The 23,025-nt window shown below is 71.7% G+C and carries 13 protein-coding genes; 8 read left to right on the top strand and 5 right to left on the bottom strand.

All coding sequences use genetic code 11. The features are described from left to right. Positions 1–15: 15 nt before the first annotated feature. Positions 16–534: a GNAT family N-acetyltransferase gene (locus ACX9TP_RS02250; protein WP_482978048.1), complete on the top strand. Its 519-nt coding sequence runs from the start codon at positions 16–18 to the stop codon at positions 532–534. Between the two features lie 113 nt (positions 535–647). Here ACX9TP_RS02250 and ACX9TP_RS02245 read toward each other — a convergent pair whose 3' ends face one another. Beyond that, a complete protein-coding gene (locus tag ACX9TP_RS02245; protein ID WP_482978047.1) occupies positions 648–2,804 on the bottom strand; it encodes a DUF7151 family protein in 2,157 nt (718 codons plus the stop codon). 732 nt (positions 2,805–3,536) lie between these two features. Here ACX9TP_RS02245 and ACX9TP_RS02240 point away from each other — a divergent pair. Beyond that, positions 3,537–4,070, top strand: coding sequence for a phage tail protein (locus ACX9TP_RS02240; RefSeq protein ID WP_482978046.1), 534 nt, complete (start codon positions 3,537–3,539; stop codon positions 4,068–4,070). An 88-nt stretch (positions 4,071–4,158) separates the two neighbouring features. On the opposite strand, the gene ACX9TP_RS02235 is transcribed toward ACX9TP_RS02240, so the two are convergent. Further along, on the bottom strand, positions 4,159–6,072 hold the full coding sequence (locus tag ACX9TP_RS02235) for a S8 family serine peptidase (RefSeq protein WP_482978045.1): 1,914 nt from the start codon (positions 6,070–6,072) through the stop codon (positions 4,159–4,161). 177 nt (positions 6,073–6,249) lie between these two features. Between ACX9TP_RS02235 and ACX9TP_RS02230 the strand changes: the two genes are divergently transcribed. Continuing rightward, positions 6,250–7,347, top strand: a complete 1,098-nt coding sequence (locus tag ACX9TP_RS02230) for an AI-2E family transporter (protein WP_482978044.1) — start codon at positions 6,250–6,252, stop codon at positions 7,345–7,347. A 9-nt stretch (positions 7,348–7,356) separates the two neighbouring features. Here the strand turns inward: ACX9TP_RS02230 and bioA are convergent, their stop codons facing one another. Next, on the bottom strand, positions 7,357–8,688 hold the full coding sequence (gene bioA / locus ACX9TP_RS02225) for an adenosylmethionine--8-amino-7-oxononanoate transaminase (RefSeq protein WP_482978043.1): 1,332 nt from the start codon (positions 8,686–8,688) through the stop codon (positions 7,357–7,359). A 206-nt stretch (positions 8,689–8,894) separates the two neighbouring features. Here bioA and ACX9TP_RS02220 point away from each other — a divergent pair, with 206 nt between their 5' ends. The 3 genes from ACX9TP_RS02220 to ACX9TP_RS02210 all read left to right on the top strand — a co-directional run bounded on the left by ACX9TP_RS02220 (position 8,895) and on the right by ACX9TP_RS02210 (position 11,981). Next, a complete protein-coding gene (locus ACX9TP_RS02220) occupies positions 8,895–9,689 on the top strand; it encodes an acyl-CoA desaturase (protein ID WP_482978042.1) in 795 nt (264 codons plus the stop codon). Between the two features lie 302 nt (positions 9,690–9,991). Beyond that, entirely contained in the window at positions 9,992–11,191 is a 1,200-nt protein-coding gene (locus tag ACX9TP_RS02215) for a GNAT family N-acetyltransferase (protein WP_482978041.1), read from the top strand. 103 nt (positions 11,192–11,294) lie between these two features. Beyond that, on the top strand, positions 11,295–11,981 hold the full coding sequence (locus tag ACX9TP_RS02210) for a suppressor of fused domain protein (protein ID WP_482978040.1): 687 nt from the start codon (positions 11,295–11,297) through the stop codon (positions 11,979–11,981). On the opposite strand, the gene ACX9TP_RS02205 is transcribed toward ACX9TP_RS02210, so the two are convergent. Then, on the bottom strand, positions 11,982–14,027 hold the full coding sequence (locus ACX9TP_RS02205) for a PAS domain-containing sensor histidine kinase (RefSeq protein ID WP_482978039.1): 2,046 nt from the start codon (positions 14,025–14,027) through the stop codon (positions 11,982–11,984). Positions 14,028–14,341: 314 nt separating this feature from the next. Between ACX9TP_RS02205 and ACX9TP_RS02200 the strand changes: the two genes are divergently transcribed. After that, positions 14,342–15,418 carry a dipeptide epimerase gene (locus ACX9TP_RS02200; protein WP_482978038.1) on the top strand — a complete coding sequence of 359 codons (1,077 nt, stop codon included), beginning with the start codon at positions 14,342–14,344 and terminating at the stop codon, positions 15,416–15,418. Between the two features lie 153 nt (positions 15,419–15,571). Next, entirely contained in the window at positions 15,572–22,069 is a 6,498-nt protein-coding gene (locus ACX9TP_RS02195; protein WP_482978037.1) for an ELWxxDGT repeat protein, read from the top strand. A 27-nt stretch (positions 22,070–22,096) separates the two neighbouring features. Here ACX9TP_RS02195 and ACX9TP_RS02190 read toward each other — a convergent pair whose 3' ends face one another. Then, entirely contained in the window at positions 22,097–23,002 is a 906-nt protein-coding gene (locus ACX9TP_RS02190; protein ID WP_482978036.1) for a LysR family transcriptional regulator, read from the bottom strand. Positions 23,003–23,025: the final 23 nt, after the last annotated feature.

Below are 23,025 nucleotides of genomic sequence, written 5' to 3'. Positions count from 1 at the left end.
GTTGCCCGTAAGTCCATGCTCCGCGCCACCGTGTCCGTCACCTTGCGCCCCACCTCCGCCTCGGATGAGGCGTTCCTGTTCACCCTGTACGCGAGCACGCGTGAGGGCGAGGTGGCCATGTGGGGCTGGGCGCCCGCGCAGCGGGACGCCTTCCTGCGCATGCAGTGGATGGCGCAGGGCCGGGACCAGGCCACGCGGTACGCCGGGGCGGACCACCGGGTGGTGCTGGTGGATGGCGCGCCCGCCGGCAGGCTGCTGGTGGCGCGGGGCGCGACGGAGTGGCGGCTCGTGGACATCGCCCTCTTGCCGGCGCACCGGCGCGCGGGCGTGGGGACGCGGCTGTTGCGCGAGCTGTTGGACGAGGCCGCCAGGGCCCACGTCCCGCTGCGGCTGCGCGTGCTCTCCACCAGCCCGGCGCGCGCGCTGTACGAGCGGCTCGGCTTCCGGCCGGAGCCGGCGTCGGCTTCGGCGACGGAGACGGGCGCGGACCCGTACCTCGCCATGGAGTGGCTGCCGGGGCCGCGCGGGGGCTGACGCTCCCGGGCCCGGGCTTCGAGAAGACACGGCATGCGCCTCGAAACACGAACGGCCCGCGAGCTGATTGCTCGCGGGCCGCTGTGTGCCGTCGGGGGACGACTCGGGGGGAACTAGAGGAAGAGGTTCTCCGGGCTCGGCACCACCGTGGTGATGGCGTAGCCCGCGCTACCGGCCGTGGCCGCGGTGAACGCCTGGCCCGCGACGGGGTTGCCGAAGCCGCCGTTGCCGCCGTTGCCCGCGGTGGCGCCGCCGCCGCTGCCGGCCTGGTTGGTGCTCGAGGAGGAGGCGTCCGTGCCGGCGGAGCCACCGCTCACGAGGAGCTGGGAGCCGGGCGCGTTGACGGTGCTCGACGAGACGAGGTGGATGATGCCGCCACCACCGCCACCGCCGCCGCCAGCGCCACCGGCGCCGCCGTTGCCATTCACCCCCGGGCCACCCGCGCCGCCCACGGCCCGCAGGAAGCCGTTCACGGTGATGCTGCCCTGGGCGCCGATGACGATGACGCCACCACCGCCGCCGCCGGGGCCCGGGATGTCCGTGGCGCCGCCCGGGTTGATGCCGCTGCTGCCATTGGCATTGATGGCGCCACCCGCCGCGATGCTCACGTTGCCGCGCGCCACGATGAGCAGCGCGCCACCGCCCTCGCCGCCCGTCACGTTGCCCAGCGAGATGTTGCGGTCACCCGCGCCGCCCGCCAGCGGTCCCGGACGCACCACATGGGCCGACTGGAGCACGCCCAGGCCGATGCCGCCGTGAATCTGACCCGCGGGGGCCCGGGACACGCCGGGGTTCGGCGCGCCGTTGCCGGAGTCCTGCGTGCCCGCCGCCACGATGATGGTGCCCGTGCCCGTCACCGAGACGTTGCCGGTGGCGCGCAGCACCGTGCCGCTGGGGACGATGAGGGTGCCGCTGATGGTGATGTCGGTGAACTGCAGGTGGTGCCTGCCGGCCAGGGTGTTGAAGCCCGACGTGGTGCTCAGGTCCACGGTGTTGCCGAACGGGACGTTGTACGAGCCGCCCGAGCCGTCACCGTAGACGCCGCTCGAACCCACGGGGCCCTGCGGACCCTGCGGACCCTGGGGGCCCTGAGCGCCCGTCGCGCCCTGCGGCCCCGTCGCGCCCGTCGCGCCCGCCGGCCCCTGGATGCCCTGGGGACCCTGCGCGCCGTTGCACACGTAGCGCGTCAGCGCGGCATTGATTTCGCCCGCGTCCAGCGTGCCGTTGCTGTTGGCGTCCTGGCCGAACTGGATTCGCACGCCGCCCGTGGCGCAGTTGGCGCCCGCGGGCTCCGCGGCGGTCGACGCCAGCGAGTGGAGGCCGGCCGCGCCCTGGGGACCCTGCGGCCCCTGGAGACCCTGGGGACCGGTAGCGCCCTGCGGACCCTGCGCGCCCGTCGGCCCCTGGGGACCGGTGTCGCCCTGCTGCCCCTGGGGACCGGTGGCACCCGTGTTGCCCGTGTCACCCTTCACACCCTGGGGACCCTGCGGACCCTGGGGACCGGTGGCGCCCTGGGGACCGGTGGCCCCCGTGTCGCCCGTGTCACCCTTCACACCCTGGGGACCCTGGGGACCGGTGGCGCCCGTGTCGCCCGTGTCACCCTTGTCTCCCTTCACGCCCTGGATGCCCTGCGGACCCTGGGGACCGTTGCACACGAAGCGCGTCAGCGCGGCATTGATTTCGCCCGCGTCCAGCGTGCCGTTGCGGTTGGCGTCGATGCCCGTCTCCAGCATCACACCGCCGGTGGCGCAGTTGCCGCCCGCCGCCTCCGCGGTGGTGCGCACCAGCGCGCTCAGGCCGACGTTGCCCTGGGGACCCTGGGGACCCTGGGGGCCGATATTCCCGGTGTCGCCCTTGTCGCCCTTCTCGCCCTGGATGCCCTGGGGACCGGTGGCGCCCTGGGGACCGGTGGCACCCGTGTCGCCCGTGTCGCCCTTGTCACCCTTCACGCCCTGGATACCCTGGGGACCGGTGTTTCCCTGGGGCCCCATGGGGCCCGTGTCGCCCGTGTCACCCTTGAGGCCCTGGGGACCGGTGTCGCCCTGCGCGCCCTGGATGCCCTGCTCGCCGCGCAGACCCTGCGGACCCATCGGGCCTTCCGGACCGGTGGCGCCGCGGTCGCCCTGCGCGCCGTTGCACAGGTAGCGCGTCAGCTCGTCGTCCACCTCGTCGTTGTCCAGCTCGCCGTCGCGGTCGGCGTCGATGCCCGCCTCGAACAGCACGCCGCCGGTGGCGCAGTTGCCGCCCGCCACCTCCGGAGTGGTGCGCACCAGTGCGCTCAGGCCCGTGTCACCGCGGGGACCTCCCGCCGGACCGGCGGGCCCCTCGGGACCGGCGGGACCGGCGGGACCGACGTCGCCCTTCTCTCCCGGAGCGCCATCCGCACCGTCCACACCGTCCGCGCCAGCGGGGCCCGGCTCACCCTGTGGGCCGCGTGCACCGGCGGGCCCCTGAGGACCCTGTGGGCCCTCCTTGCCTTCGTCACATCCCGACAGCACCAGCAATGCCGCCAGCGGAAGTGCCTTCAAGAATGCCCAATGCGCGGGGCGCTGCCAGTTCAGTCGAGCCATCTAGTGCCTCTCCTCATCGTGGGACTCAGTGCCGGGGGCCAGAGCAAGCCCCACGCCAGAGCGCGGTCAGGGGTCGCCGCGCGCGTGATTCAGCAATGAGGAGGCGATTGTGTATCGAGTTGCCCCTTCAGGGCCATACCCCCCCTCCGCGTCCCCCCGGAACGCGATTGCGTATGGACCCGACGCGTGGGTCGCGCGATGGGGCGAATCCAACCCGCCGTCCTAGGAGAACGCAGTTGCGTTTCAACGGGACGCAGCGACACGACGCGCCACAGACGCTCTCGGCGCACGCACCTGTGGGTGACGCATCACGGCGCCTTGAAATCCCTGTTTCGACCCCGTGGCCGGTCCTTTGCTCAGCGAGCAGCCGACGTGCTCTGCTGCGTCTGAAACGCTCTTCAACTCAAGCTCTTCAACTCAAGGAAGGTGTACGTGTCCGAGCCATTCATCGGTCAGATCATGATGTTCGCAGGCAACTTCCCCCCGCGTGGCTGGCAGTTCTGCCAGGGGCAGATTCTCTCCATCGCGCAGAACACCGCGCTGTTCTCCATCCTCGGCACCACGTACGGCGGCAACGGGCAGACGACGTTCGCCCTGCCGGACCTGCGCGGCCGCTATCCCATGCAGCCCGGCCAGGGCCCCGGCCTCTCGCCGCGCACCCTGGGCGAGCAGGGCGGGAGCGAGACGGTGACGCTGATCGCGACGCAGATGCCGGCGCACACCCACGCACTGACGGCGAGCAACTCCGCGGCGGACCAGCCCATCCCCGAGGGCAACGTCACGGCCACGCGCATCGAGTCGAGCGTTCCGGTGAACTCCTACACCACGCCCAACAACATCAACACCACCATGGCCCCGAACTCCATCGGCGTCGCCGGTGGCAGCCAGCCCCACAACAACATGTCGCCCTTCCTGTGCATCAACTTCATCATCGCGATGGAAGGCATCTACCCGTCGCGCAACTGAAGTCCTCCTGAAACAACCCGGCGCGCCCCGCTCCCCGTTGAAGGAGAGCGGGACGCGCCGGACGCTTCCCCCTCTTGCGCGGCCCCGACTACGGCAGCGGCACGAGCCGGTCCACCGCCGCGGTGCCGGTGTACTGCGTGGGCGTGTTGAGGTAGCCCTTGAGCTGCACCCGCCACGTGCCCGCCACCGGGTGCGGAATCGACACCGACTCACCGGTGGAGGTGCCGTTGGCGCTGGAGCCCACCAGCTCCCCGCTGGGCCCGTAGACGTTCATGTCCAAATCCAACGCCGGGTTGCCCCAGTCGGTGGTGATGCGCAGCGCGCTCGCGCCCTCGGGCACGACGACGCTGTGGTTGTCCTCGGCGGCCAGCAGCGCCACGTCCGCGACGGGGATGTTGATGCTGATGCCCACGCTCCCCGTCCAGCCCGGCAGCGCGGTGGTCTGCGTGGTGTAGCGCGTGCCCGCCGTCTCGGAGGCGACGCGCACCGCGGCGTACGCATCCGCGTAGCCGGCGCCCACCTCCCACACCTCCAGCTGGCGGGTGGTGCCGTCCGCGTTCTTCGCGAACATGGGCTTCGCGGTGGCGGTGAGCGCGGCGAGCACGTCGTCCATGGTCATCGCCGGGTTGACCTCGAGCATCAGCGCGATGACGCCGGCCAGGTGCGGGGTGGCCATGGAGGTGCCGGAGATGGACGCGTAGAAGGGCTCCGGGTGCAGCGCGTCCAGGCCGAGGTACGGCGGGACGATGGCCGGGTTGCCGCTGGTGGCGCGCGCCGCGACGATGTTCACCCCGGGCAGGGTGATGTCCGGGTGGTGGAGCGCGTCACCGGGCACGCCGCGGCTGGAGAAGTCCGCCAGCGCGCCGGGCAAGTCCTGGCTCACCAGCGGGTTGATGGCCCCCATCGTGTCCTTGGCGGTGCCGGCCGCGACGGAGATGACACACGGCGAGGCGCTGTACGGGTTGAGCGTGTCCGCGCCCGGGCCCTCGTTGCCCGCCGCGAAGACGACGATGACGCCCAAATCGTAGGCGCGCTTGCTCGCGATGGCGATGGGGTTGAACGGCGCGAAGCGGCCGGAGGTGCCCCACGAGTTGGAGATGACGCGGACGTTGTGCGTCTCGCGCACGTCCGGGTCCAGGAGGAAGTCGAAGCCCTCCACGCTGTAGAGGATGCTGATGGCCTCGCCGGCGCCCACGCCGAGCAGCGTCGCCCCCGGCGCCACGCCCTTGTACTTGCCGCCGGAGCGCGCGCCCGAGCCGGCGATGGTGCTGGCGCAGTGCGTGCCGTGGCCGCTGGTGAGGTCACTGTCCGCCACGTCCAGGTAGAGCGCGCCGCCCACCGGCACGCCCGACACCGGGGCAATGACCTTCACGTTGCGGGCGAGGTTCGGGAAGTCGCCGTGCAGGCCGTCGATGCCGGAGTCGATGACGCCCACGCCGATGCCGGCGCCGGTGGCCTGGAAGGCGGTGCGCGCGGTGTCCGCGCCGATGTACGCCACGCTCTCGTCCAGGAAGTACTCCAGCGGCCGGTCCTCGTAGATGGAGAGCAGGCCCAGCGGCTGGAGCTGCGTGCGCAGCAGCGTCAGCACCAGCGGCGTCACGGGCAGCTTCACCACCACCATGGGCAGGGCCTTCAGCGTGCCCAGCCCCTTGCCGGGTTGCAGTCCCAGGAGGCCGGACAGCGTCGTCACCGCGGGCGCCAGCGCCGCGTCGGTGTTGAAGGACAGGATGAGCGTGCGCGTCGTGCCGTCCGCCTTCAGCCCCGGGTCCACCACGGCCTGGGTCAGCGCGGACTGGGCCTGCGGGGAAGCGTAGAGCGCGGTGCAGGCGCTGGGGGCGGTGGCCGTCGGCGACTCGACAATCTTCTTCGAGGTGCGGCTCGCGGCGGCGCGGACCGAGCCGGTTGCGCCCGACGGAGACACCGTTTCGGACGGCTGCCCGGAGCCGCAGCCCAGTGCGGCACAGGTGGTGACGGCCCAGCCCAGCGACTTCAACCGCTTCATGTGGAGTACCCCGGCGAACGAGGCCCGGCGCATCCGGGCATGAAGATGTTGTGCATTGCCGTTCGGGTTGGATCTCTCCGCCGTGGACGTCGGGTGTCGGACACCTCCGCGCCCGTGACGGCGTGGGTGGGTATGGTTTTTCCACAGGTGCATGCCGACCCTGGACGCGGGAGGAAGATGACCGCGGAGCGTGAAGTGGGAAGGCAGCCTTCACAGGTGACGTTGAAGACGGCGTTCACCGTGTGCTTCGCCGTGCTCACCGTGGTGGCGCTGGTGGCACTGGTGATGCGCACGACGGTGGCGCTCACCCTCACGGGCATCGCCATCCTGCTGGCGCTCGCGCTGGAGCACGGGGTGTCCTGGCTGGAGCGCAAGGGACTGCCGCGCATGCTGGCCATCGCGGTGGTGATGCTGGGGTTGTTGACGGCGATTGCCCTGCTGGCGCTGCTGGTGGTGCCCGCCGCGGTGGTGCAGGTGGACGCGCTGGTGGTGCAGTGGCCGCACCTCTGGGCGGAGCTGCGCGACTCGCGCGTCTTCCGGCTGGTGAGCAGCCGGCTCTCCACGCTGGGCTGGCCGCGCAAGCCGGAGGACGCCGCGTCGCACCTGGCCGGGGGGACGACGCTGCCGGAGCTGGTGGTGCTGGCCATTGGCGGGGTGGTGGGCCTGGCGGGCGGAGCGCTCACCGTGTTCTTCCTGGTGGGCTTCATGCTCGCGTTCGGCGGCGGCATGCTGAAGCGGCTCTTGGACCTGGCGGGGCCGGAGCACCGGCTGCGCTACGTGCGCGTGCTGCGCAACGTGTACCGGGCCACCGGCGGCTACCTGGCCGGGCTCACGCTCATCTGCACCATCAACACCACGCTCACCACCACGGTGCTGGCCGTGTTGGGGGTGCCGTACTTCCTGCCGCTGGGCATCGCGAGCGGCTTCTCCAGCATGGTGCCGTACGCGGGGCCGGTGATTGCCGGTGGCTTCATCACCCTGCTGACGTGGGCCACGGGCGGCATGTGGATGGCGCTCGGGGTGATGCTGTACTTCGTACTGTACGGGCAGCTGGAGGGGAACATCCTGGCGCCGCTCATCTTCCGGCGCACGGTGCACGTCAACCCGCTCATCGTCCTGCTGGCGGTGCTCTTCTGCGCGGAGCTGGCCGGCGTGGTGGGCGCGGTGGTGGCGGTGCCCGTCGCGGCCGCCGCGCAGATCATCACCCGCGAGGTGCTCAGCTTCCGCAAGGAGCGCCGGGGCGCGGTGAGCCAGGCCCCTCCGGGCGCGGCGTGAGGGCCCGCCTCAGCCTCCCGCCACCTCGCGCAGGGACGCCTCCACGCCGTCGAGCAGCTCGTCCAGCGCGGCCTCCGGGAGGTTGAGCGCGGGGGCGATGTACACGGTGTCGCCCAGGGGCCGCAGGTAGAGCCCGCGCCGCCGGGCCGCCTCGTACACGCGCCAGCCGCCGCGCGCCAGGTAGCCGCCCCCACCCAGGTCCACCGCGCCCACCATGCCGAGCGCGCGCGGGCGCACGAGCCCCGGAATCGTTTCCGCCATCCGCTCGAAGGCGGCCCGGATGCGCGGCGCCTTGCGCGCCACCTGCCCGAGCACGTCCTCGTCGCGGTACACGGCGAGCACCTCGCGCGCCACCGCCGCGCCCAGCGGGTTCCCGCAGTACGAGTGCCCGTAGTACAGCGCCCGCTGCGGCGCGCCGAGGAAGCCGGAGAAGACGCGCTCGGACGCGAGCGTCGCGCCGAACGGCAGCAGCCCGCCGGAGAGCGCCTTCGCCAGGCACAGCAGGTCCGGCACCACGCCGGCCAGGTCCACCGCGAAGCGCGCGCCGGTGCGGCCCAGGCCGGTGAAGACCTCGTCAGCGATGAGGAAGGTGTCCACCGCGCGGGTGGCCTCGCGCACCGCGCGCACGAAGTCCGGCGAGTACATCAACATGCCCGCCGCCCCTTGCAGCACGGGCTCCAGGATGACGCCGGCAATCTCGTCCGGGTGCGCGCGCAGGGCGGCCTGCACCTGCTCGAAGGCGCGCTCCCAGCCGCCCTCCTCCGCCGGAGACGGCACGTGCACCACGTCGAAGAGGAGCGGGCCGAAGACCTCGCGGAACAGCGGCACGCCGCCGACGCTGGTGGCGCCCATCGTCTCGCCGTGGAACGCGCCGGACAGGGTGATGAAGCGCGAGCGGCGGGGGCGCCCGTTCTGCGCCCAGTACTGCGCCGCCATCTTGATGGCCACCTCCACCGCCGTGCTGCCGTTGTCGGAGAAGAAGACGCGCGACAGCCGCTCGCCCGCCGGCAGCGAGGCGTGGTCCGCGCCCGGGGCGATGGCGGCCAGCTCCGCCGCGAGCAACGCGGCCGGCTCATGGGTGACGCCGGCCAGCGAGACGTGCGGCAGGCGGCCCGCCTGCTCGGTGAGCGCACGCACGAGCCGTGGGTGGCGGTGGCCCAGCGTGGACACCCACCAGGAGCCGTTGGCGTCGAGGTACCGCTGGCCGTCCACGTCCCAGAAGTACGGCCCTTCCGAGCGGGCGACGACGAGCGGATTCGTCTCCGCGATGTACGCCTCCATGGCGGTGTAGGGATGCCAGACGTGGCCCTTGTCCGACCTGACGATGTCTGCCCGTTCCACGCGTGTGCTCCGGGTCATGGATTGTTTGGTGCTCCTCGGAGTGCCTCGTACCGGAAAGGCAGGGCCACGGCACCGTGCGTCACGCGGGGTGGCTCCCGGTTCTTCTGATGGAAACCTGAAGCCAGGGCCCGTTCCGCCGCCCCCTGTCACGTCTTCGGGGCCCGCCATGACGCTGCCATGACATGGGGGGTGTTCCTTCACACATCATGGTCGTCATCGCCTTCTTCATCTCGCACTGGCTGCTCTGTGTCTTCTTCCAGAGCTTCTTCCAGCATCGCTACGCCGCGCACCGCATGTACACCATGGGTCCCCGCACGGAGCGGGTGGTGCACCTGCTCACGTACCTGGTGCAGGGCTCCTCGTACCTGTCGCCGCGCGCGTACGCCGTGCTGCACCGCGAGCACCACGCGTTCTCCGACACGGAGAAGGACCCGCACTCCCCGCACTTCTTCAAGGACGTGGCGCGGATGATGCTGCACACGAAGAAGCGCTACGAGGACTACTGCGCCGGGCGCGGTCAGCCCGAGCCCCGCTTCCTGGGCGGCTACCCGGAGTGGCCGCTGGTGGACGACACGCTGCGCACCTCGTGGCTGGCGACGCTGGGCTGGGTGGGGCTGTACACGGCCTTCTACGTGGCCTTCGCCACGTCGCCCTGGCAGTTCCTGCTGCTGCCCATCCACTTCCTGATGGGCCCGGTGCACGGCGCCATCGTCAACTGGTGCGGGCACAAGTACGGCTACCGGAACTTCAACAGCACCGACAAGTCGCGCAACACGCTGCCGGTGGAGGTGCTCTGCATGGGGGAGCTCTTCCAGAACAACCACCACAAGTTCGGCAGCAGCCCGAACTTCGCGGCCCGCAAGTTCGAGGTGGACCCCACGTGGCAGGTGATGCGCGTGCTGGCGAAGCTGGGCGTCATCCGCATCGCCACCCCGCAGCGCGCCGTCTGGCCGGAGCCCCGCGAGGCCGCTCGCGAGGCCGGGACGGCCCAGGCCGCCTGACGCATCCAGGAGGGGGCGGGCCTCCCCGTCCCTTCCGCGGCTCGCGCCCACCGGCATGCTGGCCGGACGCGCGGGCCGCCCGAGCTGGCCTCCCCGCCCCTTCCGCGGCTCGAGCCCACCGGAACGCGGGCCGGACGCGGGCCGCACGGCTCACGCCCACGGGCAGGCGGGCCCGCTTCGCGGGCCGCCCGGGGACGGTGACGGTCGCAAGCCGCCCCCGTAGCTCACGCGCTGTCTGCCTGTCGGCGAACCGAACGGGCAACCCGCAGCACGGGCTCGGGGCCCGCGTTAAATGAGCCCCCGTGCCCGCTGACACCCCGCTCCGCCTCCGCATCCTCGAAGCAGTGACAGACGTCCCGGCCGCCGCCTGGGACGCGCTCACCGGCCCCGACGCGCCCCCCTTCGTCCGCCACGCGTGGCTTTCGGCCATGGAGGAGAGCGGCAGCGCCACCGAGGAGACGGGCTGGGCGCCGCACCACCTGACGCTGTGGCGCGACAAGCAGCTCGTCGCCGCCGCGCCCGCGTACCGCAAGTTCCACAGCATGGGCGAGTACATCTACGACTTCGGCTGGGCGGACGCCGCCGCCCGCCTCGGCGTGGAGTACTACCCCAAGCTCGTCGTCGGCGGCCCGCTGTCCCCCGCCACCGTGCCGCGCTTCCTCATCGCCCCGGGCGAGGACGTGCCCGCCCTGCGCCGCGCCCTCCTCACCGCCGCCACCGAGAGCGCCCGCGAGTCCGGCTGCTCCTCCGTCCACATCCTCTACCCCACCGGGGAAGAGGCGGACTTCCTCGAGGGCGAGGGGCTCGCCCGCCGCATCACCCTCCAGTTCCACTGGAAGAACCCGGGCTACCGCACCTACGACGACTACCTGTCCCGCTTCGACTCCAAGCGCCGCAACCAGCTCAAGCGCGAGCGCGGCGCCGCCGCCACCCAGGGCATCTCCCTGCGCACCGTGCGCGGCGACGAATTGACGCAGGCCCACGCGAAGCGCGCCTACGGCTTCTACACCTCCACCTGCGAGCGCCACGCCTGGGGCCAGATTCAGCTCACCCCGGGCTTCTTCACCCGCGTCTTCCGGGACTTGCCCGACGCCGTGGAGATGGTGGAGGCGGTGAAGGGCCCGAAGGTCATCGCCGGGGCCTTCAACCTGGCCACCCGGGAGCGGCTCTACGGCCGCTACTGGGGCGCCTTCGAGGAGCACCCCTTCCTCCACTTCCACGTCTGCCTCTACCACTCCGTGGAGGACTGCATCCGCGCGGGCCGCAAGGTGTTCGAGCCCGGGGCGGGCGGCGAGCACAAGGTCTCCCGCGGCTTCGAGCCCACCGCCGTGCACAGCGCCCACCTCATCTTCGACAAGCGGCTGGATGGCGCGGTGCGCAGCTTCCTGCACCGCGAGCACGCACGCCTGGCGCCTGCCATCGAGGAGGCGGAGAAGATTTGCGGCCTCAAGCCCTGGCCCCTGGCCGCCAGCCCCGCCGCCGGGGGAGCCACCGGTACCTGACGCGCCTGGGGGGCCTCGGGGACCGGCCGGACTGTCAGCCCGAAGCAGTCCCCCCTCTTAACGAAGTTGTGAAACCTGGGTGGGCCCGTAGAGTGTCTCCGCTATGAAAGCCCCGGAGACGACCGAAGACTTCATCCAGTGGTACGAAGACTGCTGGGCGGACCGCGACGAGGTCGAGTACCCCAAGATGTTCGGCGCCATCGACGAAGGCGTCTTCACGCTCGACCAGACGGACGCCATTCAAGCGTGGATGGAGAGTGAGCTGGCGCAGGTGCAGGAGCCGGACCCGAACTGGGAGCCCATGGGCGTGCGCGTGGCCCCGCCGAGCGCGGACTACCCGTACTGGACCTATGTCACCAGCGGCCTGTCCAACCCCTTCACCGTGGCGCCCGGCGAGGAGTTCCCGGACGACGCGCCCAGCGGGATTGGCTACGAGATGGTCATCCACACGCCCGAAGAGGCGAAGTGGCCGGTGTTCCGGCTGCTGGACATGATGGCCTACAACCTCGTCTGCATGCGCGCCTTCGCCATGGGCCACCGCTACCCGGTGGAGGGCACGCTGGACGGCGGTGACTCGAAGCTGGCCGGCTTCGTCTTCGTGAGGGACCCGTCCCGCCCGGACCACTTCGTGCTGCCCAGCGGCAAGGTGCAGCTGATTACGCTGGTGGGCGCCACGAAGAACGAGATGGCCTTCGCCCGCTCCAACGGCATGGACAAGCTGATGGCCAAGCTCGTCGCGGCCGGCAGCGGCTACATCACCCAGCCCGAGCGCGACGAAGTGAAGCTGTAGTCACGTCCCCTCCGCCGCGCGCGCCGGAGGCCCTCGTGCCCCGGCGCGTGGCGGCGCGCCCTCCACCAGCGCGCGCAGGGTGCCCGGCTCGAAGGGCTTCTCGATTCGCGGCAGCGGCACCGTCTGCAGGAAGGCGCGGGCGCGCTCGGTGAAGCCGCCGCCCGTCATGAAGACGAGGCGCGACAGCACCGCCGGCTGGTGGCGGGCCAGCTCCTCGTACACGTCCATCCCCGTCACGTCCCCCATCATCAAGTCGCAGAAGACGCGGTCGAACGCGTCGTCCCGCGCCAGCAGCTCCAGCGCCTCGCGCCCGCTGTGCACCAGCACCACCTCGTGCTGGCCCTCGAGCACCCGGCGCAGCACGGAGGCGACCTGCGGCTCGTCGTCCACCACCAGCACCCGCTTGCGCTCGCCCAGCACGCGCTTGCGCTCGCCGTCGCACTCCGCGGCCTCGGGCTCGGCGGGCAGGGCGACTTCGTGCGTGGTGGGCAGGCGCACGCGGAAGGTGCTGCCGCCGCCGGGCGTGCTGGTGGCCGTCAGCTCCCCGCGCATGCTGCGCACCAGCCCCAGCGCGGTGGACAGCCCCAGCCCGGTGCCGGCGCCCACCGGGCGCGTGGTGAAGAAGGGCTCGAAGACGCGCTCCAGCACCTCGGGCGCCATGCCGTGGCCGGTGTCCGTCACCTCCACCACCACCCACGTGCCCTCGACGCGCGTGCGGAGGGTGACGCGGTGGTGGCCGGCGTCCCCCTCCGGAATCGCGTGCGCGGCGTTGACGAGCAGCTGGAGGAACACCTGCCCCAGCCGCGCCTGGTGCGCCATGACGGTGGGCACGACGGCGAAGTGCCGCTCCACCTGCGCCCGGTAGCGCAGGTACGGCATGGCCATGGACAGGCCGAACTCCAGCGCCGCGTGCACGTCCACCGGCGACAGGTGCGGCTCGTCCGCGCGGGCGAACGTCAGCAAGTCCCTCACGGTGAGGCGGATGCGCTCCGCGCCCTCGCGGGCCTCGCGCAGCGCGTCCAGCGCCTCGCCCAGCGCCTCGCCGTCACCGGGGTTGCCCGAGAGCAGCTCCAGCTGCTCCAGCGCGAACTGGAGGTTGCCGGTGACGTAGGAGAGCGGGTTGTTGATTTCGTGCCCCACGCCCGCCGCGAGCTGGCCGGCCATGGCCAGCTTCTCCGTGCGCACCAGCTGCTCGCGCGCGGCCACCAGCTCCTCGGTGCGCTGCTGGACGAGCGCCTCGGCCTCCAGGCGGCCGGAGTGCTCGCGGGCCAGGAGCATGTCGCGCTCGGCCTCCAGGTGCTTCTTGCCGGTGATGTCGGTGCCGAAGACGGACAGATTGCCGTTGGCGCACCAGGCGTGCACCTCGTGCCAGTGGCCGGGGGAGATGCGCACCTCGAAAGTCGTGGCCGCGCCCTCGGTGGCCACGCGGCGCAGCTCGCGCTCCAGCCGGGTGCCGAGCAATTCCGGGCACGCCTCCCACAACACGCGGCGGAAGAGCTGCTCCTGCGTGCGTCCGCTGATGGCGGCGGCCTGGTGGTTGACGTAGGTGACGCGCCATTCCGGGTCCACGGTGAAGAAGGCGTCCGGGGTGCCCTCGAGCACGTCGCGCACCCAGGCCAGCGTGTCGCGCACGCCCTCCTCCACGCGCACGGCGCTGGTGACGTCGCGCAGGCGCAACAGCACGCCGTCGCGCAGCGGCACGGCGGTGCCCTGCAGCCAGGCCTCGCCCTCCGGGAAGCTGTCCGCGGCGGGCCGGCCCGTCTCCACCACCTCGCGCAGCACGTCCACCCGGCCGCCCAGCCCGGCGTCCGCGGACACCTCCCGCAGCCTTCGCCCGCGCAGCGTCTCCGGCGAGCAGCCCAGCGCGCGCGCCGCGGCGGGGTTGGCCCACAGCCACTCGAAGTCGGTGATGGCGCCGCCCGCGTCGCGCACGGCGCGCAGCACCATGCAGCCCTCCGGCTGACAGCGCTCCGCCTCCTCCAGCGCCGACAACAGCACGTCCGCACCCGGCGCCAGGGTCCTCGGGGTTGTGTCTGTCTCCTCCATGCGCCGCCCACTCCCGACCTACGCGCGCCCGGAGGCCAGCGTCCAGAAACAGCAGGGGTTCCCCGCAATGTCGCCATGAACCGGGGGCTTTCTCAAGCCACGCCGGAGATGGTTGCCGCGTGACGTCAAACGCGTCGCCGCGTGAAAACACGAGAACTCGCGAATCCGGCCAGGGGGGAAGACCCGTCACGGTGGGTTCCGGCCACGGAGCTTCCCACCGTGTGAGTGGCGCGTGACGGGATTCCGGACGGAGACACGGGCTTCTCTTGGGTGTCCCGTCTTCACGGAGAGCGGACTAGGGTGCGGCCTCCGACATGACGCCCACCCTCATCACCGCCGTCGCCTTCGAGCCGCTGCACCTGCCCCTCACCGAGCCCTTCGCCATCGCCACGGGCGCGCAACACACCGCGGAGAACGTGCTGGTGCGCCTGACGCTGGCGGACGGCACCGTGGGCCTGGGCGAGGCGGCGCCCTTCACCGCCGTCAGCGGTGAGACGCAGGGCAGCACGCTGGCCGCGCTGGAGACGGTCCGCGCGGGGTTGCCAGGCAAGGACGTGCGCGCGTGGCGGCCGGTGTCGGAGTGGCTGGGAGACTCGCTGGCGCTGGCGCCGTCCGCGCGGGCCGGCGTGGAGATGGCGCTGCTGGACGCGCTGGCGCGGCACCACCGCGTGCCGCTGTACGTGCTGCTGGGCGGGGCGGGGACGACGCTGGAAATCGACATGACGGTGACGGCGGGGGACGTGGCACACGCGCGCGAGTCCGCGAAGGCCATCCTCGCGCGCGGCATCTCCACGCTGAAGGTGAAGGTGGGGGCGCTCGCGCCGGACCAGGACGCGGCGCGCATGGTGGCCATCCACGAGGTGGCGCCCCAGGCCCGGCTCTTCGCGGACGCCAACGGCGGATATGACGTGAGCGAGGCGCTCGCCTTCCTGAAGGAGCTGGAGCGGGCGGACGTGCCGCTGGCCCTCTTCGAGCAGCCGGTGGCCGCGTCGGACTTCGCCGGCATGGCGGAGGTGTCGAAGCGCTCGAAGGTGCGGGTGTGCGCGGACGAGTCGGCGCGCTCGGCGAAGGACGTGCTGCGCCTCATCCGCGAGGGGGCCGCGCACGGCATCAACATCAAGACGATGAAGTGCGGCGTGGTGGAGGCGCTGACGATGTGGAGCCTCGCGCGCGCGGCGGGCATGGAGCTGATGGTGGGCGGCATGGTGGAGAGCGTGCTGGCCATGACGGCCTCCGCGCACCTGGCCGCGGGCCTGGGCGGCTTCACCTACGCGGACCTGGACACGCCGCTGTTCATCGCCAGCCACCCGTTCCGGGGCGGCGCGCGGTACGAAGGCGCGCGGCTGGATTTGGACCCGGACGCGCCGGGGCACGGCGTCACGCTCGCCTGAGCCCGGGTGCCGGTGCACCCGGACGGCGCGAGCACCCTCCTCGCACGGCCGGCCGCTGTGTTGCCGGGGTGACGGTTCCGGACGTGACACGCGGTAGATTGAGCCCGTCAGTCATGCGGGCCATCACCCGCGCGGCATCCGTCCGAGGGGGACATGAGACACCTGGGGAACTTGCGCCAGCCGCTGCTCTGGCTCGCCGTCACGCTGGCCGTGGTGGGCGGGTGCACGGAGTCCGTGGCCCCGAAGCCTGACGACGGCCCGCGTGGCACGTCCTCCGCCGCGCTCGATGTCACGGGGCCCGAGCTCGTCGCGGACCTGCGAGCGGGCTTCTGGAGCACCCAGCCCGGGAGCGCTCCGTACGGCTTCGTGGACCTGGGCGGCGGCACGGTCCTCTTCGCCGCCACGGAAGCCAGCAGCGGACGCGAGCTGTGGACGAGCGATGGCACGGAGTCCGGCACCCAGCTCCTCGAGGACCTCCGGCCCGGCGCCGAGAGCTCCGCCCCCAGCGACTTCATCGTCATGGGCGGCGTCATCTACTTCACCGCGGATGACGGCAGCTCGGGGCGCGAGCTGTGGCGGACCGACGGCACGGCCTCCGGCACCGTGCTCGTCAAGGACATCCACTTCGGCTCGGACTCCTCCAATCCCAGCAGCCTGGCGGTCTTCAACGGCGTCCTCTACTTCTCCGCGACAGACGGCATCGGGGGGCTCGAGCTGTGGCGCAGCGATGGCACCACCCAGGGAACGAGGCTCGTGAGGGACATCGTCTCGGGCGCCAACGGCTCCTCGCCCCAGAACCTCACCGCCGCGGGCAACCTGCTCTTCTTCTCCGCCACCACGCCGAACAACGGCCGGGAGCTGTGGCGGAGCGACGGGACGGCCAACGGCACCGCGCTCGTCAGGGACGTCGGCCTGGGCTCCCTGGACGGCTTCGTCTCGGAGCTGGTGAGCGTGGGCACCCGCGTCTTCTTCATCGGCACCGAGTCCTCGGTCTTCACCGCGCTCTGGACCAGCGACGGCACCGCGAGTGGCACCCGGCTGGTCCATTCCACGCGGCCCTACCTCCCGGCCGACAGCGACAGAATCCAGTCGCTCACGGCCATGGACGGGAAGCTCTACTTCGCCTCGATAGGCACGTCCGCCGGCGCCCTTGTCGGCTCCGAGCTGTGGGCGAGCGATGGGAGTACGGCGTGGCTGGTGAAGGATATTGCCCCCGGCACCGGAGGCAGCACGCCGCGGGAATTGGTGGCCGTGGGCAGCACACTCTACTTCAGCGCGAACGACGGCAGCACCGGCGCCGAGCTCTGGAAGAGCAACGGCACGGCGGCGGGCACGCAGCGCGTCGCCGACATCGCGGCGGGCGCGCAGGGCTCCGGCCCCCAGAAGCTGACCGACATCCACGGCGTGCTCTACTTCAGCGCGAACGACGGCCGCACGGGCCGGGAGCTGTGGCGGAGTGACGACACCCCCTTCGGGACGCAGCGGGTGATGGACCTCAACTTCGGGCCGGAAGACTCCAATCCCGAGGGGATGACCGCCGTCGGCACGCGCGTCTTCTTCGCCACCAACGGCCTCGGCTGGGGCATGGAGCCCTGGTGGACGGACGGCAGCGACTACAGGCCCGTCAGGGACATCCTCACCGAGACGGCCCACTCGGACCCGCGGGCCCTCACCGTGTTCGGCGGCAGGCTCTACTTCACCGCGGACGCGGACGAGCTCGGCCGGGAGCCCTGGGTGACCGACGCCTCCGGTACCCGGCTCCTCCAGGACATCTACCCGGGCGCCTTCAGCTCCAACCCGACCCGCTTCGTCCCGCGGTTCAACGCCCTCCTGTTCGACGCCAACGACGGCGTCACCGGCCAGGAGCTGTGGACGAGCGACGGAACCCCGGCCGGCACCCGGCTCCTCAAGGACCTCCAGCCCGGCGCCCTCTCCGGCTCCCCGAGGGACTTGAAGGTCCTTCCGCAGCTGGGCAGCCGGATTCTCTTCACCGCGAACGACGGACAGACAGGCTTCGAGCCGTGGATCAGTGACGGCACCACCAGCTACATGCAGCTCCTCAAGGACGTCTGGGCGGGGAACACGGGCGTCTCCATGAGCAGTGGTTTCGTCGGGTTCCAGGACAGGGCCTATTTCGGTGCCTCGGACGGCACGGGCACCACCCTGTGGCAGACCACGGGCACGGAGGCGGGGACGGTCTCCCTGAAGAACGTCATTCCCTCCTTCGACACCGCCTTCGCAGCCACCCCGGGGTTCTTCTATTTCCCCGGGTCCTCGGGCACCTCGAATGACGTCGAGCTGTGGCGAAGCGACGGCACCGCCAACTTCACGTTCCGCATCAAGGATCTCAACACGTCGGGCTCCAGCTCGCCGGGCGACTTCGTGCTGATGGATGACGTGCTGTACTTCAGCGCCTCGCCGATCGCCACCGCGCGGGGCCTCTGGCGCAGCAACGGCACGGAGTCAGGCACCCAGCTGGTGGTGAGCTACGCCGCGGGAACGAAGGGCTTCGGCCCGCGACACCTCACGGTGGCGAACCGCGTCCTGTTCTTCCAGGCGCAGGTCCCGGATATCGGCATCGAGCTGTGGCGGAGTGATGGAACGCTGCAGGGCACCCGGCCCGTGACGGACCTCAACCCCGGCTCCACTGGCAGCATGGCCGACCAGCCGATGCTGGTACTGGAGCCGGAAGGGCTGGTGGTGTTCGCCGCCTCGGACGGCGTCACCGGCATGGAGCCGTGGATTTCGGACGGCACCGAAGAGGGGACGCGACCGCTCGGGGACCTCGCGCCGGGCGCCCTCTCCTCCAACCCCCGCCTGTTCACGCGCAAGGGCAAGGACGTCTACTTCGTCGCCAACGACGGAACCACCGGCTTCGAGCTGTGGCGCGTGACGCTGGACATCCCGCCGGACACCACGCCGCCCACCGTCACCTGTCCGCCCTCCGTGACTGTCGAGGCCCAGAGCAGGTCGGGTGCGACGGTGAGCTATCCCTCGGCCACCGTCACGGACAATGCGCCCGGCAGGCCGGTCCTCGTCTACAGCCGGGCATCCGGGACTGTGTTTCCCCTGGGGACGACGAGCGTCACCGCCACCGCGACGGATGCGGTCGGCAACCAGGGGGCGTGTTCCTTCACCGTCACCGTCCAGGACACCATCGCGCCCTCGCTGACGTGTCCCGCGGACGTCACGGCCGAGGCCACCGGCAGCACGGGCGCCATCGTCAGCTACCCGGCCGCCAAGGTCTCCGACACCGGCTCGGCGCCGGAGGTCACCTACAGCCAGGCGTCGGGGACGCTGTTCTCCGTCGGCATCACCGCCGTCACCGTCACCGCGAAGGACACATCCGGCAACAGCACCACGTGCTCCTTCAACGTCACCGTGCGCGACACCACGCAGCCGGCCGTGACGTGTCCGGCCAGCGTCACCGCCGAGGCCACGAGTGCCTCGGGAGGCCTCGTCAGCTATCCGCCCGCCACGGCTGACGACACGGCCAGTCCTCCGGTGACGCTGAGCTATAGCCGGGACTCCGGGACGGTGTTCCCGCTCGGGGAGACGCTCGTCACCGCGACGGCGACGGACGCGGCGGGCAACAGCGCCGCGTGCACCTTCTCGGTGACGGTGCGAGACACCAGCGCGCCAGTCCTGAGCTGTCCCACGGACGTCCTCGCCGAGGCCACTGGCGCGTCGGGCGCTGTCGTGAGCTACCCGCCGGCCACCGTCTCGGACGCCGTCACCGCCTCGCCCGTGCTGACCTACAGCCAGGCTTCCGGCACGGGGTTCAGCCTGGGGACGACGCGCGTCACCGTCACCGCGCGGGACGCGGCGGGCAACACCTCCGCGTGCAGCTTCGACGTCAGCGTCCGGGACACCACCGCGCCTGCACTGAGCTGTCCCGCGAACCTCGTCACCGAGGCCACGGACTCCTCCGGCGCCGCCGTGCCCTATTCGCCGGCCACCGCCTCCGACGCCGTGACGTCCTCGCCCGCGCTCACCTACAGCCACGCCTCCGGAGCAACGTTCCCCCTGGGCACGACGACGGTCACCGTCACCGCCACGGATGCGGCCGGCAACTCCACCGCGTGCACCTTCGGCGTCACCGTCCGGGACACCACCGCGCCGGTCCTGAGCTGTCCCGCGGACGTCGCCGCCGAAGCGGTCGATGCCTCGGGCGCCACCGTGAGCTACGCGCCCGCCACGGCTTCGGATGCAGTGACGGCTTCGCCCGCGCTCACCTACAGCCAGGCTTCGGGGACGCTGTTCTCGCTGGGCACGACGCGCGTCACCGTCACTGCCACGGACGTGGCCGGCAACACCGCTTCGTGCGCCTTCAACGTCATCGTCCGGGACGAGACGGCGCCCGTCGTGACGTGCCCCATCGCGGTGACGTCCGAGGCCACCCGTGCAGCGGGCGCCATCGTGAGCTACCCGTCCGCCACGGCTTCGGATGCCGTCACCGCGTCGCCCGTGCTCACCTACAGCCAGGCTTCGGGGACGGTGTTCTCGCCAGGCACGACGACGGTCACCGTCACCGCGACGGACGCGGCGGGCAATGCTGGCTCGTGCGCGTTTGACGTCACCGTGCAGGACACCACCGCTCCCACGCTGAGCTGCCCCGCGGACGTCACCGCCGAGGCCGTCAGTGCCTCGGGCGCCACCGTGAGCTACACGTCCGCGACTGCTTCCGACGCCGTCACCGGCTCGCCGCAGGTCACCTATAGCCAGGCGAGCGGGACGCTGTTCCCGGTCGGCACCACCGCTGTCACCGTCACCGCGAAGGACGCGGCCGGCAACTCAGCCTCCTGTTCCTTCAACGTCAGCGTTCGTGATGCCACGATGCCGGAGGTGTCGTGTCCAGCGAGTGTCACCGTCGAGGCCACGAGCGCCTCGGGTGCCTCCGTGAGCTACCCGCCCGCCACCGCCTCCGATACGGCCAGTCCTCCCGTGACGCTGGGCTACAGCCAGGCGTCCGGGACGGTGTTCCAGCTCGGAGTGACGACGGTCACCGTCACCGCGACGGATGCGGCGGGCAACACCGCCTCGTGCACGTTCGACGTCACCGTGCAGGACACCACCGCACCCGCACTGACCTGCCCCGCGAATGTCACTGCCGAGGCCACCAGCACGGCGGGCGTCACCGTGAGCTACGCGTCCGGGACTGCTTCGGACGCCGTCACGGCTTCACCGGTGCTCGGCTACAGCCACGCCCCGGGAGCGCTGTTCGCACTGGGCACGACGCGCGTCACCGTCACGGCGACGGACGCGGCCGGCAACGCCGCCTCGTGCTCCTTCGACGTCACCGTGCGGGATGCCACGACCCCGGCCGTGACGTGTCCCGCGAACGTCACCGCCGAGGCGGTCAGCGCTTCCGGTGCCTCCGTGAGCTACCCGCCCGCCACCGCCTCCGATACGGCCAGCCCACCCGTAGCACTGAGCTACAGCCACGCCTCGGGGACGCTGTTCCCGCTGGGAATGACGACCGTCACCGTCACCGCGACGGATGCGGCCGGTAACGCGGCCTCCTGTACCTTCAGCGTCACCGTCCGGGACACCACCGCACCCACCGTGCGCTGCGCCACGGACATCACCACGGAGGCCGCCACGGCCTCGGGCGCCACGGTGAGCTACGCGTCGGCCACCGCGTCGGATGCCGTCACCCCCGCCGCCTCGCTCACCTACAGCCAGGCCTCGGGGACGGTGTTCCCCCTGGGCGTGACGACGGTCACCGTCAGCGCGACGGATGACGCCGCCAACACCGAGACCTGTGCCTTCACCGTCACCGTCCGGGACACCACCGCGCCCGTCCTGGCCTGCCCCACGAGCGCCACCGCCGAGGCCACGAGCGCTTCGGGCGCCACCCTGGAGTACGCACCGGTCACCGCGTCCGACGCGGTCACCTCCGCGCTGGAGCTCGTCTACAGCCACGCCTCGGGCTCGACATTCCCGCTCGGTGCCACGGACGTCGCCGTCACGGCCCGGGATGCCTCGGGCAACGAGGCGACGTGTCACTTCACCCTGACCGTGCGTGACACCACCCCGCCCGCCGTGGGCTGCACGGCGGACCTCACCGTGGAGGCCGAGGTCGCTGACGGCACGCCCGTCGCCTTCGAGCTGGCGAGCCCCGTGGACACCGTCACCCGCGCTCCCCAGGTGTCCACGAGCCATTCCCCGGGCAGTCGCTTCCCGCTGGGCACGACGGCCGTCACCGTGACGGCGCGAGACGAAGCGGACAACACGGCCTCCTGCACCTTCTCCATCACCGTGCGGGACACCACGACGCCCGTGCTCTCCTGCCCCGCCGACCTGACCGTCGAGTCGCAGGACGTAGAGGGCGCGCCTGTCACCTTCACCGCCTCCGCCAGCGACGCGGTGACGACCTCGCCCGAGCTGACCTACAGCCACGCCTCCGGCAGCCTCTTCCCGCGAGGCACCACGCCCGTGACAGTCACCGCGCGGGATGAGGCGGGGCAGACCGCCGAGTGCACCTTCCAGGTCACGGTGCGACGGCCGGTCTCCGTGCCTGCTCCGGAGGAGCCGATCGGCTTCGGCTGCGCAGCGGGAGGCTCGGGAGGTGGCGGAGCCGGACTGTGGCTCCTGCTGCTGGGGAGCGCTGTGTGGCGCCAGCGTCGCTCCCGCTCGCCCGTACGTTGAGGCCCCCGGACGCACGGGGGCACCCAATCACACGGGCCGCTCGCACGACCGCTCGCAGGACAGGAGGTGCTGGGACAGGAAGTCGCGCAGCAGCGTCACACGCTTGGGCAGGTGCCGGGAGGCGTGCACGAGCGACTGCAGCGCGCCCGTGGCGCTGAACTTCGGCAGGACGTGCTGGATGGGCATGGCCGACGCGGAGAGCCGCGAGAGGAGCTGCTCGGGCAGCAGGCCGATGCCATGGCCTCCCGCCACGGCCTCGAAGACGAACTGCACGCTGTCCCCGCTCAGCGGCCCCTGGACCTTGACGCTCTCGGGACCGCGCGGCCCGACGAGCTCCCAGGTCGCGTGGCCGGCGCTCCCCCGGTACAGCACCGCGTCGTGGCGAGCCAGGTCCGCCACCGTGCGAGGCACCCCGCGCCGCTCGAGGTACGCGGCGGAGGCGTACAGCCGGTGCACGCTCACCCCGAGCTTCCGGACGATGAGGTCCGAGTCCCGCAACTGCCCGGAGACGATGGCGATGTCCACCTGGCCTCCGACGAGCTCCGCGCCACGGGCCGTGGTGATGACGTCGACGTGAATCCTCGGGTGCTGACGGATGAACTCCCCCAACAGGGCGGCGAGCTTGCCTCCCAGCTCGGGCGGTGCCGCGACGTGCACCACGCCACTCGGCTCGCGCGCGGCCTCCCCTGCCAGCAGGTTCGCCTCGTCCAGCCCGGCGACGGCCTCGCGGGCGCGCTCGTAGTACGCGCGGCCGGCGTCGGTGAGGGCAATCTTCCGCGTCGTGCGCTCCAGCAGCACGATGCCCAGGTCCTCCTCCAGCTTCGCGACGCTGCGACTCACCGAGGATGTGGGTAACTGAAGGTGCGTCGCGGCGGCCGTGAAGGAGCCGGCCTCGACGACGCGGAGGAAGGTGGCGACGCGGTTCAGGTCCATTGCTCTCAAAGCAATAATACGTT

Source organism: Pyxidicoccus sp. M15 (genome assembly GCF_056858435.1).
The sequence above is the reverse complement of the archived record's forward strand: the minus strand, read 5'-3'. Positions and strand labels throughout refer to the sequence as shown.

Bases quoted from the DNA above. Each gene is read 5' to 3' on its own strand.
- ACX9TP_RS02210 (WP_482978040.1), top strand. From the start codon at position 11,295: ATGAAAGCCCCGGAGACGACCGAAGACTTCATCCAGTGGTACGAAGAC.
- ACX9TP_RS02190 (WP_482978036.1), bottom strand. From the start codon at position 23,002: ATGGACCTGAACCGCGTCGCCACCTTCCTCCGCGTCGTCGAGGCCGGC.
- ACX9TP_RS02195 (WP_482978037.1), top strand. From the start codon at position 15,572: ATGAGACACCTGGGGAACTTGCGCCAGCCGCTGCTCTGGCTCGCCGTC.
- ACX9TP_RS02205 (WP_482978039.1), bottom strand. From the start codon at position 14,027: ATGGAGGAGACAGACACAACCCCGAGGACCCTGGCGCCGGGTGCGGAC.
- ACX9TP_RS02220 (WP_482978042.1), top strand. From the start codon at position 8,895: ATGGTCGTCATCGCCTTCTTCATCTCGCACTGGCTGCTCTGTGTCTTC.
- ACX9TP_RS02250 (WP_482978048.1), top strand. From the start codon at position 16: ATGCTCCGCGCCACCGTGTCCGTCACCTTGCGCCCCACCTCCGCCTCG.
- ACX9TP_RS02235 (WP_482978045.1), bottom strand. From the start codon at position 6,072: ATGAAGCGGTTGAAGTCGCTGGGCTGGGCCGTCACCACCTGTGCCGCA.
- ACX9TP_RS02230 (WP_482978044.1), top strand. From the start codon at position 6,250: ATGACCGCGGAGCGTGAAGTGGGAAGGCAGCCTTCACAGGTGACGTTG.
- ACX9TP_RS02200 (WP_482978038.1), top strand. From the start codon at position 14,342: ATGACGCCCACCCTCATCACCGCCGTCGCCTTCGAGCCGCTGCACCTG.